This is a genomic window from Vibrio sp. RE86 (assembly GCF_013114545.1).
Taxonomy (GTDB): Bacteria; Pseudomonadota; Gammaproteobacteria; order Enterobacterales; family Vibrionaceae; genus Vibrio.
Window position 1 is genome coordinate 47986 of the sequence record NZ_VTXI01000009.1, and the last position, 15279, is coordinate 63264.

At 43.3% G+C, this 15279-nt stretch carries 13 protein-coding genes; 8 read left to right on the forward strand and 5 right to left on the reverse strand.

The window, feature by feature from the left end:
* The first annotated feature begins 67 nt into the window (after positions 1-67).
* Both fbaA and mscS read left to right on the forward strand, forming a co-directional pair.
* Positions 68-1144 carry a class II fructose-bisphosphate aldolase gene (gene fbaA / locus F0231_RS10635; protein ID WP_004738996.1) on the forward strand — a complete coding sequence of 359 codons (1077 nt, stop codon included), beginning with the start codon at positions 68-70 and terminating at the stop codon, positions 1142-1144.
* A gap of 328 nt (positions 1145-1472) precedes the next feature.
* The gene (mscS, locus tag F0231_RS10640) at positions 1473-2339 is read left to right on the forward strand and encodes a small-conductance mechanosensitive channel MscS (protein ID WP_171759704.1); all 867 of its coding nucleotides are present in this window, start codon (positions 1473-1475) and stop codon (positions 2337-2339) included.
* A 48-nt stretch (positions 2340-2387) separates the two neighbouring features.
* On the opposite strand, the gene F0231_RS10645 is transcribed toward mscS, so the two are convergent.
* Entirely contained in the window at positions 2388-2870 is a 483-nt protein-coding gene (locus F0231_RS10645) for a YbaK/EbsC family protein (protein WP_171759705.1), read from the reverse strand.
* Between the two features lie 16 nt (positions 2871-2886).
* Complete coding sequence (locus F0231_RS10650) at positions 2887-3504, reverse strand: LysE/ArgO family amino acid transporter (RefSeq protein ID WP_171759706.1); 618 nt, start codon at positions 3502-3504, stop codon at positions 2887-2889.
* Between the two features lie 124 nt (positions 3505-3628).
* On the opposite strand from F0231_RS10650, the gene F0231_RS10655 reads away from it, so the two are divergent.
* The 3 genes from F0231_RS10655 to F0231_RS10665 all read left to right on the forward strand — a co-directional run bounded on the left by F0231_RS10655 (position 3629) and on the right by F0231_RS10665 (position 7325).
* On the forward strand, positions 3629-4525 hold the full coding sequence (locus F0231_RS10655) for a LysR family transcriptional regulator ArgP (protein WP_171759707.1): 897 nt from the start codon (positions 3629-3631) through the stop codon (positions 4523-4525).
* A gap of 105 nt (positions 4526-4630) precedes the next feature.
* A complete protein-coding gene (locus tag F0231_RS10660; RefSeq protein ID WP_171759708.1) occupies positions 4631-5326 on the forward strand; it encodes an oxidative stress defense protein in 696 nt (231 codons plus the stop codon).
* A 112-nt stretch (positions 5327-5438) separates the two neighbouring features.
* On the forward strand, positions 5439-7325 hold the full coding sequence (locus tag F0231_RS10665) for a diguanylate cyclase (protein WP_171759709.1): 1887 nt from the start codon (positions 5439-5441) through the stop codon (positions 7323-7325).
* Between the two features lie 47 nt (positions 7326-7372).
* Here F0231_RS10665 and F0231_RS10670 read toward each other — a convergent pair whose 3' ends face one another.
* Both F0231_RS10670 and pykF read right to left on the reverse strand, forming a co-directional pair.
* Positions 7373-8032, reverse strand: a complete 660-nt coding sequence (locus F0231_RS10670; RefSeq protein ID WP_171759710.1) for a GntR family transcriptional regulator — start codon at positions 8030-8032, stop codon at positions 7373-7375.
* 363 nt (positions 8033-8395) lie between these two features.
* On the reverse strand, positions 8396-9808 hold the full coding sequence (pykF, locus tag F0231_RS10675) for a pyruvate kinase PykF (protein ID WP_171759711.1): 1413 nt from the start codon (positions 9806-9808) through the stop codon (positions 8396-8398).
* Between the two features lie 430 nt (positions 9809-10238).
* Here pykF and F0231_RS10680 point away from each other — a divergent pair, with 430 nt between their 5' ends.
* Both F0231_RS10680 and glmS read left to right on the forward strand, forming a co-directional pair.
* Positions 10239-11000 carry a DeoR/GlpR family DNA-binding transcription regulator gene (locus F0231_RS10680; protein ID WP_171759712.1) on the forward strand — a complete coding sequence of 254 codons (762 nt, stop codon included), beginning with the start codon at positions 10239-10241 and terminating at the stop codon, positions 10998-11000.
* 73 nt (positions 11001-11073) lie between these two features.
* Positions 11074-12906 (forward strand): glutamine--fructose-6-phosphate transaminase (isomerizing), encoded by a 1833-nt coding sequence (gene glmS / locus F0231_RS10685; protein ID WP_171759713.1) that lies wholly within the window; start codon positions 11074-11076, stop codon positions 12904-12906.
* Between the two features lie 116 nt (positions 12907-13022).
* Here the strand turns inward: glmS and F0231_RS10690 are convergent, their stop codons facing one another.
* Positions 13023-14207 carry a BamA/TamA family outer membrane protein gene (locus F0231_RS10690; RefSeq protein ID WP_171759714.1) on the reverse strand — a complete coding sequence of 395 codons (1185 nt, stop codon included), beginning with the start codon at positions 14205-14207 and terminating at the stop codon, positions 13023-13025.
* A 108-nt stretch (positions 14208-14315) separates the two neighbouring features.
* Between F0231_RS10690 and F0231_RS10695 the strand changes: the two genes are divergently transcribed.
* Complete coding sequence (locus F0231_RS10695) at positions 14316-15269, forward strand: helix-turn-helix domain-containing protein (protein ID WP_171759715.1); 954 nt, start codon at positions 14316-14318, stop codon at positions 15267-15269.
* The last annotated feature ends 10 nt before the right edge of the window (positions 15270-15279 follow it).

Consider the following 15279-nt stretch of genomic DNA (forward strand, 5'->3'; position numbering starts at 1 on the left):
AACGTTTGCAAGAATTTAAACTTAACAAGTTTTATTTTTAAAACGACAGATAAATAGGATTAAATCCATGTCTAAGATCTTCGATTTCGTAAAACCAGGTGTTATCTCTGGCGATGACGTACAGAAAGTATTTGAAGTAGCAAAAGAGAACAAATTTGCTCTTCCAGCAGTAAACGTTGTTGGTACTGACTCTGTAAACGCAGTACTAGAAGCAGCAGCTAAAGTTAAATCTCCAGTTGTTGTTCAGTTCTCTAACGGCGGTGCAGCTTTCTTCGCTGGTAAAGGCGTTAAACTTGAAGGTCAAGGCGCACAAATCCTAGGTGCAGTAGCGGGTGCTAAATACGTACACGCTGTAGCTGAAGCTTACGGTGTTCCAGTTATCCTACACACTGACCACGCTGCTAAGAAGCTTCTTCCATGGATCGACGGTCTACTAGACGCAGGTGAAGAGTTCTTCGCTCAAACTGGTAAGCCTCTATTCTCTTCTCACATGCTAGACCTTTCTGAAGAGTCTCTAGAAGAGAACATCGAAACATGTGCTAAGTACCTAGAGCGCATGGCTAAAATGAACATGACAATCGAGATCGAACTTGGTTGTACTGGTGGTGAAGAAGACGGTGTTGATAACTCTCACATGGACGCTTCTGAGCTATACACTTCTCCAGAAGACGTTGCTTACGCATACGAGAAACTAAACGCTGTTTCACACCGTTTCACTATCGCAGCATCTTTCGGTAACGTACACGGCGTATACAAGCCAGGTAACGTTGTACTAACTCCAACTATCCTACGTGACTCTCAAGCATACTGTGCAGAGAAGTTCGGTATCGCGCCAAACGCTCTAAACTTCGTATTCCACGGTGGTTCTGGTTCTACTGAAGCAGAAATCCAAGAGTCTATCGGCTACGGTGTTATCAAAATGAACATCGATACTGATACACAGTGGGCTACATGGGACGGTATCCGTGCATACGAAGCGGAAAACCGCGATTACCTACAAGGTCAAATCGGTAACCCAACTGGTGAAGATGCACCAAACAAGAAGTACTACGATCCACGCGTATGGCTACGTGCTGGTCAAGCTTCTATGGTTACTCGTCTTGAGAAAGCATTCGCTGACCTAAACGCAGTAGACGTACTATAATTTAGTCGTTACTAAGTTATTTAAGACCCGCTCTTAGAGCGGGTTTTTTTATGCCTGAACATTATTAAACCAAATACTATTCCTATTGATGAAATGTCTGGCGCTATGTAAACAGTTTGCGTAATCTGTAACAAGCTGGTATCAGAGTTTTCTGATAAGCGTTTGTTTTCATTCTCTTTGCAAAAACATGACTTTGAGATTGACGACAAATAAGATATCGTGCCAAAAAACTGACATTGCTTCAGTGAATGGATAGGGATGTCATTGTTATTTCGTAAGTAAAAGCAGTTAGATTCATAGAATCATTACATTTTAGAGGATAAAAATTATGGCAGGTGAATCAGCAGGGATTGAAACTCCTTTGGTTGATGGTTTAAGTCACGCAGAGAAGTGGCTAACAAATAACTCAGATCTATTGGTTCAGTACGGCGTAAATATTATCTCCGCACTTCTGATCCTCTTTATCGGTAACATTATCGTTAAAGCCGTTGCAAACAGCGTCGCGAAAGTCCTACAAAAGAAAAAAATGGATAAAGCGGTTGTTGAGTTTATCCACGGCTTAGTACGCTACCTTCTATTCGTAATCGTTCTGATTGCCGCTTTAGGTCGTCTGGGTGTTCAAACAGCTTCTGTCGTTGCCGTAATTGGTGCAGCAGGCTTAGCCGTTGGTCTAGCACTACAAGGTTCACTTTCGAACTTTGCAGCAGGTGTTCTTATTGTCGCTTTCCGTCCATTCAAGTCAGGTGACTATGTGGAAATCGGTGGCGTAGCAGGTTCAGTAGATTCAATCCAAATCTTCCAAACGGTTCTAACAACGCCAGACAACAAAATGGTTGTTGTACCAAACGGTAGCGTAATCGGTAGCCCAATCACTAACTACTCACGTCATGCGACTCGTCGTATCGACCTTATGATTGGTGTTTCTTACGGTGCAGACCTTCAGAAGGCGAAAGAACTGTTAACTAAGATTTGTGAATCTGATGAGCGTGTTCTGAAAGAGCCAGGCGTTCAAGTTGGTGTTCATACTCTAGCGGATTCTTCAGTAAACTTTGTTGTTCGCCCTTGGGTGAATACGGCTGATTACTGGAATGTCTACTTCGACTTGATGCAAGCGATCAAAGAAGGTCTAGACAAAGAAGGTATTGAGATTCCATTCCCACAAATGGATGTTCACCTAAACAAAGTAGACGCTTAGTCGAAAGCTTAGATTTGTAGAGAAAAGCGAGGTATAGAGCCTCGCTTTTTACATTTCTAGGACCTTGTTCTCAAGCATGCTTAATATGTTCTTGAGTTGATTCGCAGGAATACCAAATGTGACTTCGGGCTTACCAGGTGTGTAGAGTAGTTCTTGGTGCTGATAGAGTCTGCTGTCGACAATAATTTCGATGTCAGCAGGTAATCCGAATGGACAGACGGCTCCTGGAACACAACCGATTTGCTCAATCATCTCTTCATTACTGACGATTGAAGGCCTCTTCCCAGTTAACGCTTTGACACCTTTCGTATCCAAGCGACTGTCTTTATCGGTGAGCAGTAATGCGTAGCCCGCTCCTTTCAATTTTAAAAATAAACTCTTACTGTGGGTCCCCGTCCAACCAAGTTCTTGAGCCACTTTTTCATCGGTAGCAAAATCAAGAATAGGCTCGTGTTGCCACTCTTGGTAATTCACATTTAAGTGCTTTAGCAGTTTTTGGTTGAACTGATAGATCTCTTCAAGCTTGTTCATAGATGACTTACGCTCACTAATGGATTAACTCTTTTGCCAGCATCAAGGCGATGACATACATCATAATCGCAACCGTGATATCAATACCTTGTTTAACCTTAGGTTTTGACAACACTGGCCCTAGTTTTGCGGCGCCAATAGACAGAGAGAAAAACCAGACCAGTGAGGCCATCATGGTACCAATCGCAAATGCGATGCGATCTTGGCCTTCAAATTGGCCACCAATCGACCCTAGTATCACAACGGTATCTAAATAAAGGTGAGGGTTTAGCACAGTAACGGCTAAGGCGCCCAAAATCACTGCTCGTTTTCCTCTAAGCGTTTGGTTGAAGTGACTCTCTTCTGCTTGAGATGCAAATGCGCTTTTGAGGGAAAGGGTGCCATAAATGACTAAGAAAGCGATACCACCTAAGGTAACGAGCATCAGTAAGGTTTCGTTTTGTGATAGTAGAGCACCACCACCAAAGATCCCCAAAGAGATAAAAACAATATCGAGCACACTACAAATAGTGGCGGTAGTTAGGTGGTGATGACGCTTAATCCCCTGATTTAGTACGTAAGCATTTTGCGCGCCGATAGGAATGATCATACTCGCGCCTAGGCCGAAGCCTTGCAGTAATAGCCAAAAATTCAAAACAGTCTCTCCAAACTTAACGAATAAACGAGAAGATAGAAGAGCCTCTACAATAAGTATATTTAATAATTTTTATCCTATATTAGAATGTCTAATGATATTGGTGAGGGAAAGGAGAAGTGAGATGCGTGGACTGGATTACCGTTGGATAGAAGCATTAGATGCCGTAGTGAGCCTCGGTAATTTTGAACGTGCTGCAGAGGCATTGTTTGTGTCTCAGTCGGCGGTGTCACAAAGAGTTAAGCAGCTCGAAAAGTTTCTGGCTCAGCCGGTACTTGTTCGCGAGCAACCTCCTCGCCCGACACCAATGGGTCAAAAACTTCTGGCTCTGTATCAACAAGTTCAACTGCTTGAAACTGAGCTAATCCCAGAGCTTGATAGCGACAATGACGAGCGTTTACAAAAGGCCGCAATAGCAACTAACGCTGATAGTTTGGCAACTTGGCTGTTGCCGGCTTTAGCGCCAATTATGAAGTCTCGCAGGGTAGAGTTTGAACTGGCTGTTTATGGGGAAGCAAGAACTCTTGATAAACTCAAAAATGGTGAAGTTCTGGGGGCGCTAAGTATGGAGCCTAAGGCGATGGTAGGATGTGAGGCAAAGTATTTAGGTCGAATGGATTACGTTTGTGTTGCAAGCCCTGAATTTGCTGAAGAGTACTTTTCTTTTGGTGTGACGCGAGACACCTTAAAGCAAGCGCCCGCCGTTTCATACGATCAACACGATAAGCTTCATTGTGACTTTTTGAGCCAACACTTCAATATTTCACCAGTCTCAGTCCCTCACCATCATGTGGCGAGCTCGGAATCTTTTGTTAACTTAGCACTGATGGGGTGCGCTTATTGCTTGATCCCTAAACTGCAAATTGAACAGGAACTTAAATCGGGCAAGCTGGTGGATCTGATGCCGGGCTTTTTTATGAGCTTTCGTATCTACTGGCACCATTGGCAGTTGGAAACAGGCTTGCTTAAAGAAGTGACACAAGCGATCGTCGCGCATACTAAGGACTTGTTGCCTAAATAGAGTACAAAAGCTCAGTTAAATCTCTGTCAGAACTGAGCATTAACTATTGGTGTAATTTTACTCACTATCTATGATGTACAAGAGCATTTCAAATGGTGAGCAATAATGAAAATATTCCCAAAAATCGCAACCGCACTCTCTTTATCCGTCGTTAGCTTAGCGTCATTTGGCAACATGCCTGACTTTCCACACCTTGTCACAACAGGGCATGGTGAAGTTGTCGCGACGCCTGACATGGCTCAGTTTTCGGTTAAAGTCGTAGAATCAACAATGACCGCCGAACAAGCCAAGACAGCGGTCGACCAGAGTGTGACTGCTTTTCTGACTTCGTTACAAAATGAAGGTGTTACGAAAGACGCTATTTCGAGCTCGAATCTTTATATTACCCCTCAATACCATTACCCGAAAAAAGGCAAACCCGAGCTTGTGGGCTATCGTGCTAGCCGCAGTATCACAGTGACGATCGATGAGCTTTCTGAGCTTAATAGATATTTAGACTTAGCGTTAAACTCAGGGATTAACCAAGTCGATAATATTCAGCTAAAAGTAAAAGACCAAGCTCGCTATCAAGAGCAAGCGCGTCTAGCGGCAATCAAAGATGCGAATAGCAAGGCTAAATCGCTAGCTGAAGGCTTTGGTAAAGACCTGAATGGGGTGTGGCAGATTAATTACAATATGTCAGGTAACCAGCCTATCTTGATGAGAACGATGGCAATGGATGCAAAAAGTGAATCCAACAGCTATCAAGACTCAACCATTATTATTCGAGATCGCGTCGACGTGATCTACAAACTGGACTAGTTCTAGACGAGCCTGTTCTAAGTAAGCCTCTACAATCATAAGCGAGGGACTTTAATCCAATTTCGATTAAATGATATACTCCCCGAACTTGTGTTTAGAGGCTTAGTGCGTAATGCGGCACAAAAACATTTTTCTCTATTTAGTGACAACCACACTGGTGTTTTTTTTAGTCGTTTCCGCGTACTATTTTAGTAAATATCAGCAAACTCGACAGGTCGTCATTGATCAAACGGTGAAGCAAGCGCTACATCAGCTCGCCTATAGTGAGCGCGAATACAGTGGTGTTCGTAGCCAGTTCATCTCTATTGTTGAGCTGCTTTCTCATAGCCGAAATCTCTACGATTACATACTATCCCCAACCGATGAGCACAAAGCGGTGGTTGAAGAAGTATGGTCATCGGTAGCCACTAACCAGAAGTGGTACACCCAGTTTCGTTTCCTTGACCTTGAGGGGATGGAAAAAATCCGCTTGAACTACGTTTATGGTGAGAACAAGGTTTATAACGCCTCCAAATCGCTTCAGGACAAGTCACAGCGTGATTACTTCAGCTACGCCCAAACATTAAAAGAGAATCAAATTGGTGCGTGGGGAATCGATCTAGAGAATGAGTTTGGCGAGTTAGTTCGTCCTTATCAACCCGCGTTACGCTTAATTACACCTGTCTATGTTCAAGGCGTTCGAGCCGGATACTTATTATTAAATGTTGATGTTTGGTACCTTGCATCGCGTTTAAATTACTCCCCCGATAAACGTTATCGACCTGAATTGCTTGGAGAGAGTGGATTCTATGTGGCGAGTGATGACCAGAGTAAACTGTTTGGTGGGATCATTGTTGACCGCAAACAGCATAATTTAGCGAAGTTGTTCCCTGACTCATGGCAGCATATAAGAAGCACGAGATCAGGTTCTTCAATGGAGAATGGAACCTTATTGGTCTTCAATCAAATCCACCTTTCTCCTAAGCAAAAGTTTCATCTTGTCATTACTTTCGATCCACAAGACCTTCAAGAGTTAGCTCAACGAGATATTAACGATCTGCTGAAGGAAGCGAGCTTAGTCTTTCTCTTGATGCTTGCTTTTGTGCTCCCTGCAACTCTTTTGCTGGTGCATTACCGAAGACGCAGTATCGAGAGCCAACTTGCTCGAGCGGCGCTTGGAGGCATGTCTGCCATGATTATTTCCGATCGATACCACAGAGCAATATTGGTCAATGAGCAATTTACTAAGCTTACTGGGCTTAATCAGGCCGATATCGAATCGAAAAACCTGCTCAAAAATCTCTTGGGTGATGAGCAACTTGAACAAACCTTAGAGGTCTTTGAACATGTTGCTCGTGACCAGTTGTGGGAGGGGGAGCTTACGATTCCTCATGCTCAAGGCGGTGAACCTGTTACGGTGATCGGGCGAGTACAGAGCGTTCTTTCGCCTACAGGTAAAGTCAGCTATTACATTACGTCGATTGTTGATATCTCTGACCGCAAAGCGCTTGAAGAACAGTTACGAGTTTTGAGTGAAAGAGACTCTTTGACACAGTTATGGAATCGTCGGAAATTTGAACTAGAGCTACGTCGCCAGACGACGTTAGTTGAACGTTATCCCGATATGCCACAAGCATGCTTAGCACTACTAGATATCGATTATTTTAAACGAGTAAACGATGAGCTTGGTCATGATGAAGGGGATCGAGTGATAGCAGAGTCTGCAAGGCTTCTTGAACAGATACTCAGAGAGACGGACTTCGTTGCGCGTATTGGCGGAGAAGAGTTTGCTATCATAATGCCAAACACAACATTACCTGAAGCGGTTCTCGCGCTGGAACGGCTAAGAATCGCCGTTGAATTGGAGCCTTCAATCCCTATAACAGTGAGTATTGGCGTAACGGACTTTTCTTCAGACAGCACTCGCAGTTACAAGTGTGCAGATATTGCGTTATACGATTCGAAAAGTCATGGGCGTAATCGGGTCTCAGTCTGCGCGAGTAATGAAGATTTAGCCTAAAAAAATCGAGCACTTAGCTCGATTTTTTGTGTCTGTTGATTGCTCGTTTAAGCCGCTTTTTCAATCACTTGTTGGATTTGCTCCATGGTGCGACGTAGATGCGAGTCAAACTTCTCAGCCGCTTTGTTCGAGTCTTTTGCTAGAACAAGCTTCATGATCATTTCGTATTCATCTAGGTTGAATGCGCTGTTGTCTAGGCCATTTACAACCGCGTAATAACGGTAGCGTTTAACTTGGTTGATTAGGTCATTAAAGAAGCTCAGCATGTTCTGTGAAACGGCACCTTCAAGAAGGGAAATATGGAACTGGTGCTGACGCTCTTCCCACTCACTCCAATCGAAATCGCCTTGAGATAGCTTGATACGAGAAAGTTTGTGGAATGAGGTTAGGACATCTAACTCCCAAGTTTCGTCACCCGCTTCAATCGCTTGTTTGATCAAAACTGAAGCGACAAATCTCAAGCTTTCATATAAATCAGTAAGTTCACTCACTGACACTGGTGATACCCAGCAACCTTTTTGTGGTTCTAAGCTGACGTATTTCGTCCATGATAGTTGTACTAAAGCTTCTCGGATAGGAGAGGCGCCGACATTATATTTTTGCTTAAGATCAGCAACAACAAGCTTCTGGCCTGGTTGCAGTTCACCATTCAAAATATCTTGGTGAATCATTTTAGATACTTTGTCAGTTAATGTTGGGCTCGACACAATGCATTCCTTATATTTTACAGCGACCGTTATATAAAACGTTCAAGACTTTAACGGTATGTGGTACTGGCTATAGGTTGATAATACAGCGTACTGAATAAAGGAGCAAGAAAAATATAAAAAAAAAGCACCTATGTGCAATTTCATTTTTGAGTGAGTTTTTAAGTGGGAAATTATAGAACGTAAGAAAGCAGTGACGCATTTCAGCAATTGAGATCCGTAACTTGCTGTTGCTCACTGTAATGAATAAAAGGTATTAATCCATATATCTTAGTAATTAGTATGGCATTCTATTTAAGTTATTTCAACTATAAAAAAAGAGAGCCGAAGCTCTCTTTTTATCAATCATTGCGTTATTCAGTCTTATAGAACGTGTACAGACGCAGTGTTCGTTGTGCCTGAAGCTACTAGAGCACCAGAAACCATAACTACGATATCGCCTTTCTTACCGAATTCAGCTTCTAGAGCGTACTCTTTACCCATTTGGTAGAAAGCGTCAGTGCTGTCGATAGAATCAACAAGAACTGGACGAATACCTTTAGTAAGAACTAGCTGAGCAGCAGTCTTTTGGTTAGTTGTTAGAGCGATGATGCTTGCAGTTGGGAAGTACTTACGTACAGAACGTGCAGATTTACCGCCTTCAGTAGCAACGATGATTAGTGGAGCTGCTAGCTTCTCAGCTGTGTCTACTGCACCTTTACATACTGCTTCAGTGATGCGTAGGCGTGGGCTGTCTAGACGAGAACCTAGTTCAGCTTTAAGTGCGCCGTCAGTACGGTTAGCAATTTGAGCCATGATAGTAACAGCTTCTACTGGGTACTTACCTTTAGCAGTTTCACCAGAAAGCATTACAGCATCAGTACCGTCCATGATAGCGTTCGCAACGTCACCCGCTTCTGCACGAGTCGGACGTGGGTTGCTGATCATAGAATCAAGCATTTGAGTTGCTGTGATAACAACTTTACGTGCACGGTTACACTTCTCGATCATCATTTTCTGAGCGAAGATTACTTCTTCAGCTGGGATTTCAACACCTAGGTCACCACGAGCAACCATGATACCGTCAGAAAGCTCTAGGATTTCGTCGAAGTTATCAACACCTTCTTGGTTCTCAATCTTAGAGATGATGTGGATGTTAGAACCGCCGTTTGCGTCTAGGATCTCACGGATTTCTTTAACGTCAGCAGCTTTACGGATGAAAGAAGCAGCAACGAAGTCAACGCCTTGCTCACAACCAAACTTAAGGTCGTTCTTATCTTTTTCAGATAGAGCTGGTAGTTGGACAGAAACGCCAGGAAGGTTAACACCTTTGTTTTCGCCTAGTGCACCGTTGTTAAGAACTTTACACTTAACTTCAGTGTCAGTCGTAGAGATAACTTCCATTTCGATTAGGCCGTCATCTACAAGGATAGTGTTGCCAACATTTAGGTCAGCAGCGAAACCAGCGTAAGTTACTGCTACAGTTTCTTTATTACCTACTACTGAAGTGTCAGTAGTGAAAGTGAACTCTTGACCCGCTACTAGATCTACGTCGTTACCGCCTTCTAGCTTGATAGTACGGATCTCTGGGCCTTTAGTATCAAGAAGGATAGCCAGTTGCTTACCTACTTTGTCCATTACTTCGCGGAAGTTCGCAATACGAGTGCCGTGCTCTTCGTAGTCACCGTGAGAGAAGTTCAGGCGCATTACGTTCATGCCTGCATTTACTAGTTCAGTTAGCTTCTCTACAGATTCAGTTTTAGGGCCAATCGTACATACGATTTTGGTCTTTTTCATGGAAGATACTCTCCGGTCGATATAGTTACAATTTGAAAGTCGGTTATTGGTCTGAAGCACTCACTATCTATAAGGCATTTTGTGCCTGCCAACTTACTAGAATAGCGCATTATTTCATCGGCTCCAGAACTGAAAGTCTTTCATAAGTTTAGTCATTTTATGACCAACTTATTGGCGTCTTATGCCGTTTTTCTGTGACAACACTAGGATATATGGCTTAGGTTGCAAAAAAATAACGGTCAATTCTGTAATTTTTTTTCTTTTCGGGTGCGAATTCTACCACCGAATCATTTCAATATCACTGTCTAAGAATTGTCTTAGGACAAGGTTTTGGTGCTAATTATTAATTTTTTGGATCGAAATAAATGGACTTAAAAGTTTCGACTTGACTATAATTACTTTCAGTTCGAAACTTGAAAGTGAAATTTAAATGTCGAAACGAAACACACAGCTTAGAAGGCATGCTATTTCTAACTTGGTAAATGAAAAAGGTGAGGTAAGTGTAGAGGAGCTCTCTACGCAATTTGAAACCTCTGAAGTTACCATTAGAAAGGATCTCGCGTCTTTAGAGAAAAATGGTCAACTGCTTCGCCGTTACGGCGGTGCGATTTCACTGCCTAAAGAAGTCGTAAGCGATGAAATTAGTGAAAATGTTTCGATTCGAAAGAATGAACTAGCGCAAGCGGCGATCAAGCTGATACGTGAACACAATCGTATCGTTATCGATAGTGGCAGCACTACCGGCGCTCTAATCAAGCTGCTCGATGGTATGAGTGGTCTAGTGGTCATGACCAATTCACTTAATGTAGCGAATGCGTTAAACGAACTGGAGAGCGAACCAACGTTGCTCATGACTGGGGGGACTTGGGATGCTCATTCAGAGTCTTTCCAAGGTCAGGTGGCTGAGTCAGTTTTGCGCTCATATGATTTTGACCAACTGTTTATCGGCGCTGATGGTGTGGACCTTGAACGAGGCACGACCACTTTCAACGAGTTAGTTGGACTAAGTAAGGTAATGGCCGAAGTTTCACGTGAAGTGATAGTGATGGTCGAATCTGAAAAGATAGCGCGAAAAATACCAAACCTAGAACTTGCTTGGGATGCAATAGACATCCTGATTACAAACAATGACTTAGAACTTGAGTATAAAACATTAATCGAATCTCATGGCATCAAAGTGATTTGTGCATAAAACTTATTTTAAAACTTACCGATCTGGCCCTTTGCTTGCTGCCTATCGGAATCAAAAAAGAATGGAGTGAACCATGTGTGGAATTGTTGGCGCGGTAGCGCAACGTGATGTAGCAGAAATCCTAGTAGAAGGCTTACGTCGCCTTGAGTACCGTGGCTATGACTCGGCGGGTGTTGCCGTTGTGGATACAGAGAGCAACCTAACTCGTGTTCGTCGCTTAGGTAAAGTGCAAGAGCTGGCAGACGCCGTTGAAGAAGCGAATGTTATCGGTGGTACAGGGATCGCGCACACTCGCTGGGCGACACATGGTGAGCCATCAGAAATCAATGCGCACCCACATATGTCTGGTGATATCGCGGTTGTGCATAACGGTATTATCGAAAACCACGAAGAGCTTCGTGAAATGCTTCAAGGTCGTGGTTATGTGTTCGAGTCACAAACGGATACGGAAGTTATCGCACACCTTGTTGAGTGGGAGCGTCGTACTTCAGCAACACTATTAGAAGCGCTTCAAAAAACGGCGAAGCAGCTGGATGGCGCATACGGAACAGTAGCGGTTGATCGTAAAGATCCATCACGCATTGTTGTTGCTCGTTCTGGTAGCCCAATTGTTATTGGCTTTGGTGTCGGTGAAAACTTCCTAGCGTCTGACCAACTTGCGCTACTTAGCGTTACTCGTCGCTTTATGTACCTAGAAGAAGGTGATGTGGCAGAGATTACTCGCCGTGAAGTGACTGTATTTGATACAACAGGTGAGCGAGTTGAGCGTGAGATTGTTGAATCTAACGCAGAGCACGATGCGGGAGATAAAGGTAAGTACCGTCACTTCATGCAAAAAGAGATCTTTGAGCAACCAACAGCATTGATCAACACAATGGAAGGTCGAATTTCTGACACCTCTGTGATTACCAATGCGATTGGTGTTAATGCGGAAGAGATTTTAAGCAAGGTTGAACACGTTCAGATTATTGCGTGTGGTACTTCTTACAACTCTGGTATGGCGGCGCGTTACTGGTTTGAAGATATTGCCGGTGTTAGCTGTGACGTTGAGATTGCCTCTGAGTTCCGCTACCGCAAGTTTGTCACTCGCCCGAACAGCTTACTTGTGACACTTTCTCAGTCTGGTGAAACGGCCGATACGTTGGCGGCACTTCGTCTTGCAAAAGAGAAAGGCTACATGGCAGCGATGACGATCTGTAATGTCGCGGGTTCTTCACTGGTTCGTGAGTCTGATTTTGCGTTCATGACACGAGCAGGTACAGAGATTGGCGTTGCTTCGACGAAAGCATTCACAACTCAGCTTGCAGCTATGCTGATGATGGTTGTCTCTATTGGTCGTCTTCAAGGCCGTGTAGATAGCGCTCGTGAAACTGAAATTGTCAAAGCGTTACACGAACTGCCAACAGCGATTGAGCAAGCATTGGCGTTTGACAAAGAAATCGAAGAGCTCGCTCCTGATTTTGCTGATAAACACCACACACTATTCCTTGGTCGTGGTGAATACTACCCAATCGCAATGGAAGCCTCTCTTAAACTAAAAGAGATCTCTTACATCCACGCTGAAGCGTACGCAGCGGGTGAGTTGAAGCACGGTCCTCTAGCACTGATTGATGCTGACATGCCAGTAGTGGTGATTGCACCAAGTAACGATCTCCTTGAGAAGCTGAAATCTAACGTTGAAGAAGTGCGTGCTCGTGGTGGTCTGCTTTATGTATTCGCTGATAAAGATGCGGGCTTCGAGAGTGACGAGAACATGAAGATCATTAAGATGCCTCATGTGAATCAAGTGACGGCACCGATCTTTTATACCGTTCCAATGCAGCTACTCTCTTACCATGTTGCGCTAATTAAAGGTACTGACGTTGACCAACCTCGTAACCTTGCGAAAGCGGTGACGGTTGAGTAATCAATGTATTTCTGATCGATTTAAGTGTCGGCGGACAATAAAGTCTGATCATATACAATAAACATTGATCGCTTTTTGAACTCCTGCTGAGTTTAGCTTAGCAGGAGTTTTTTATGTCAGATACCGACACCAACTTGGAAGTAGAGCGCGCTATCATCTTCGCTAAATGCTAAGTCCACCCCAGATGTAAGCCCGTATCGTCGAGCAATAAGATAGCGAAAGCCTACCCCATAAGAAACATGAGAGTCTTGACTAAACATATCTTGGTTGGACTCTCCATTATACCCAATACCCGCAAAAAAATTCGTTGACCAACGTAGATTCCATTGCTTCAAAATCTGGGATTCCAATGAAAAAGTACGCTCACCTTGATGAAGGTTTCTTGGTATCCCCCTCAGCTCTATATCAGGAATGTATTGAGGTGATATAAAGTTTTCATCGGTATAAAGCGCTTTATATTGCCCTTTTAATGCGATATTGATGTCATCAGAGAGCTGCCAATAATTCGTGCCTTCGGCATTTAGTGTTTGATAAATGAAATCACTACCGATTGTTTTATTGAACCATAAATACTCAGCAAGGTAGTTATAGCCATTTCTAGGGCTTAGAAAGCTGTCTTTGCTATCATATTCAATGATAACCCCTAGGCCAGAAGAGTTAGAGGTACGGTTGAGGAGCTTTTCTAGCGGAGAGTTATCGAACACGCCATTATTGATGCTCATATCAGGCACAAAAAAGAGTTGAGATAGTCCAACAAACCAATTGGTTTCTGGAAGTCTAAACTGCAACTGTTGGATACCGCCGGTGCCCTTCATCCCTAGCTCAACACCATTGCCGTTTGGTAGAAAGCTCAAGTCATTGGTTGAGTTCTGATTGTAAAATGTCATATTGATATCGCCATAGCCGATCCCACCCATATAGCGAATAGAATCTTCAGACCATGTTCGTCGATGTCCAATAAAGCCGAGCCAAGTTCCGTTTTCTGTTACGAATCCACCTGCAGCAGTAATGGCTGGAGTGAGTAATTGTGCGCCACCATCAATGGATTGCTCTGCAAGTTGCTTGCGCTTTTCACGTTGCTCATCGGTTTCGTGCAGAAAAACTCCGACCAACCCGCCACCATAGCCAACGGCAGGCTCAGTAATAAAAATAGGCACGGGTAAGAAGCCATAGGCATTCTCTGCTAGGTACTCCCCCATATCTAATTGATCGTCGAGAGGGTCAAAAAAGCTGAGGCTAAATGACGGAGCCGAAACAACACTAATACTTGTCGCCAATATAAGCCTTGCGATGGCATTCATAGAGAACCTAACCTTTTGAACGTAAATAATTTTGAGCTATTAGGTTAACAAATAGTATGCAAAATGCGACGATTAGTTGTGGTTCTGATTTAATGGAGGAAAGTAGATGTGAAGGGACAATTTCAGAATATTAGCCACTATATCTTAACTCGCCGTAATGAACGAAAATTTGTTCAAGAGGAGCTTGCGGATAAACTTATAGACTTTAACGCTGAATTTCATGGTATTGACGGTCAAATCATTAGTCGATGGGAACGCGGGAAAGTTAGCCCTAGCTTGTTTCGTCAAGTTCTTATTATAGAGTTTTTCGGTGACAACCCGTATACACTCCTTAGTGATCAGTCTTTTGAAGTCGCTGCTTTACGGACTCTTGCGACTTATGAAAAGTTATTAAAGTCGAACTTTACTCAGCCATTGAAGATGGGGCTGCATCCTTATCTAAATCGAGGAAAAAGCTTTTTAAAAAAAGAAGTCAGTAGTGAAGAAAAGGTAGGGCTATCTAAAGTTATCGCTGAACATATCAGATATGTATCCGCGGACAATGTTCTTTGGGAGAGTGATAACCTTTTATTGTTAATGAGGTCACCTTCAACACTTGTACTGAAATATATGGTGGATGACGTGCTAGCTGGGCATCTTATTTTATTGCGTATTAAGCGTGATTATCTAGGTCCTTTATTACGTTATGAACTCCCCGAACCGTTATTGAAGCCCATGCATTTAGCAGAGGAAGGTGATCCTGCATCTCTTTATCTTTTAAGCCTTTATTCAGGAACAGAAGAAATTCATATCAACATTAATACTCAGATATTCTCCGATATAGTAAGTGATGTTTCTATTGATGCGATAGGAGTGCAGCTTCAGCATGATCTAGGCTTGAAAACGATGGAGATCGCAAATGGTGACTTTGTTGCAACAGGGAAACCACTGCCTAAAGGGTCCAAAGTGGGAGTTCGATATCAGGGCCGAAAATACGAAAGTGTGGGCTATCAGATAAGTCGAGAGAAGCTACTCGCGAGTTCACTAGCGATTAATCTGTCTCGAGCTGATAGGACTTCGTAAAGTTATATCG

Excerpts from the sequence above, each read along its gene's own strand:
- fbaA (WP_004738996.1), top strand. The coding sequence starts at position 68 with ATGTCTAAGATCTTCGATTTCGTAAAACCAGGTGTTATCTCTGGCGAT.
- mscS (WP_171759704.1), top strand. The coding sequence starts at position 1,473 with ATGGCAGGTGAATCAGCAGGGATTGAAACTCCTTTGGTTGATGGTTTA.
- F0231_RS10645 (WP_171759705.1), bottom strand. The coding sequence starts at position 2,870 with ATGAACAAGCTTGAAGAGATCTATCAGTTCAACCAAAAACTGCTAAAG.
- F0231_RS10655 (WP_171759707.1), top strand. The coding sequence starts at position 3,629 with ATGCGTGGACTGGATTACCGTTGGATAGAAGCATTAGATGCCGTAGTG.
- F0231_RS10660 (WP_171759708.1), top strand. The coding sequence starts at position 4,631 with ATGAAAATATTCCCAAAAATCGCAACCGCACTCTCTTTATCCGTCGTT.
- F0231_RS10665 (WP_171759709.1), top strand. The coding sequence starts at position 5,439 with ATGCGGCACAAAAACATTTTTCTCTATTTAGTGACAACCACACTGGTG.
- pykF (WP_171759711.1), bottom strand. The coding sequence starts at position 9,808 with ATGAAAAAGACCAAAATCGTATGTACGATTGGCCCTAAAACTGAATCT.
- F0231_RS10680 (WP_171759712.1), top strand. The coding sequence starts at position 10,239 with ATGTCGAAACGAAACACACAGCTTAGAAGGCATGCTATTTCTAACTTG.
- glmS (WP_171759713.1), top strand. The coding sequence starts at position 11,074 with ATGTGTGGAATTGTTGGCGCGGTAGCGCAACGTGATGTAGCAGAAATC.
- F0231_RS10690 (WP_171759714.1), bottom strand. The coding sequence starts at position 14,207 with ATGAATGCCATCGCAAGGCTTATATTGGCGACAAGTATTAGTGTTGTT.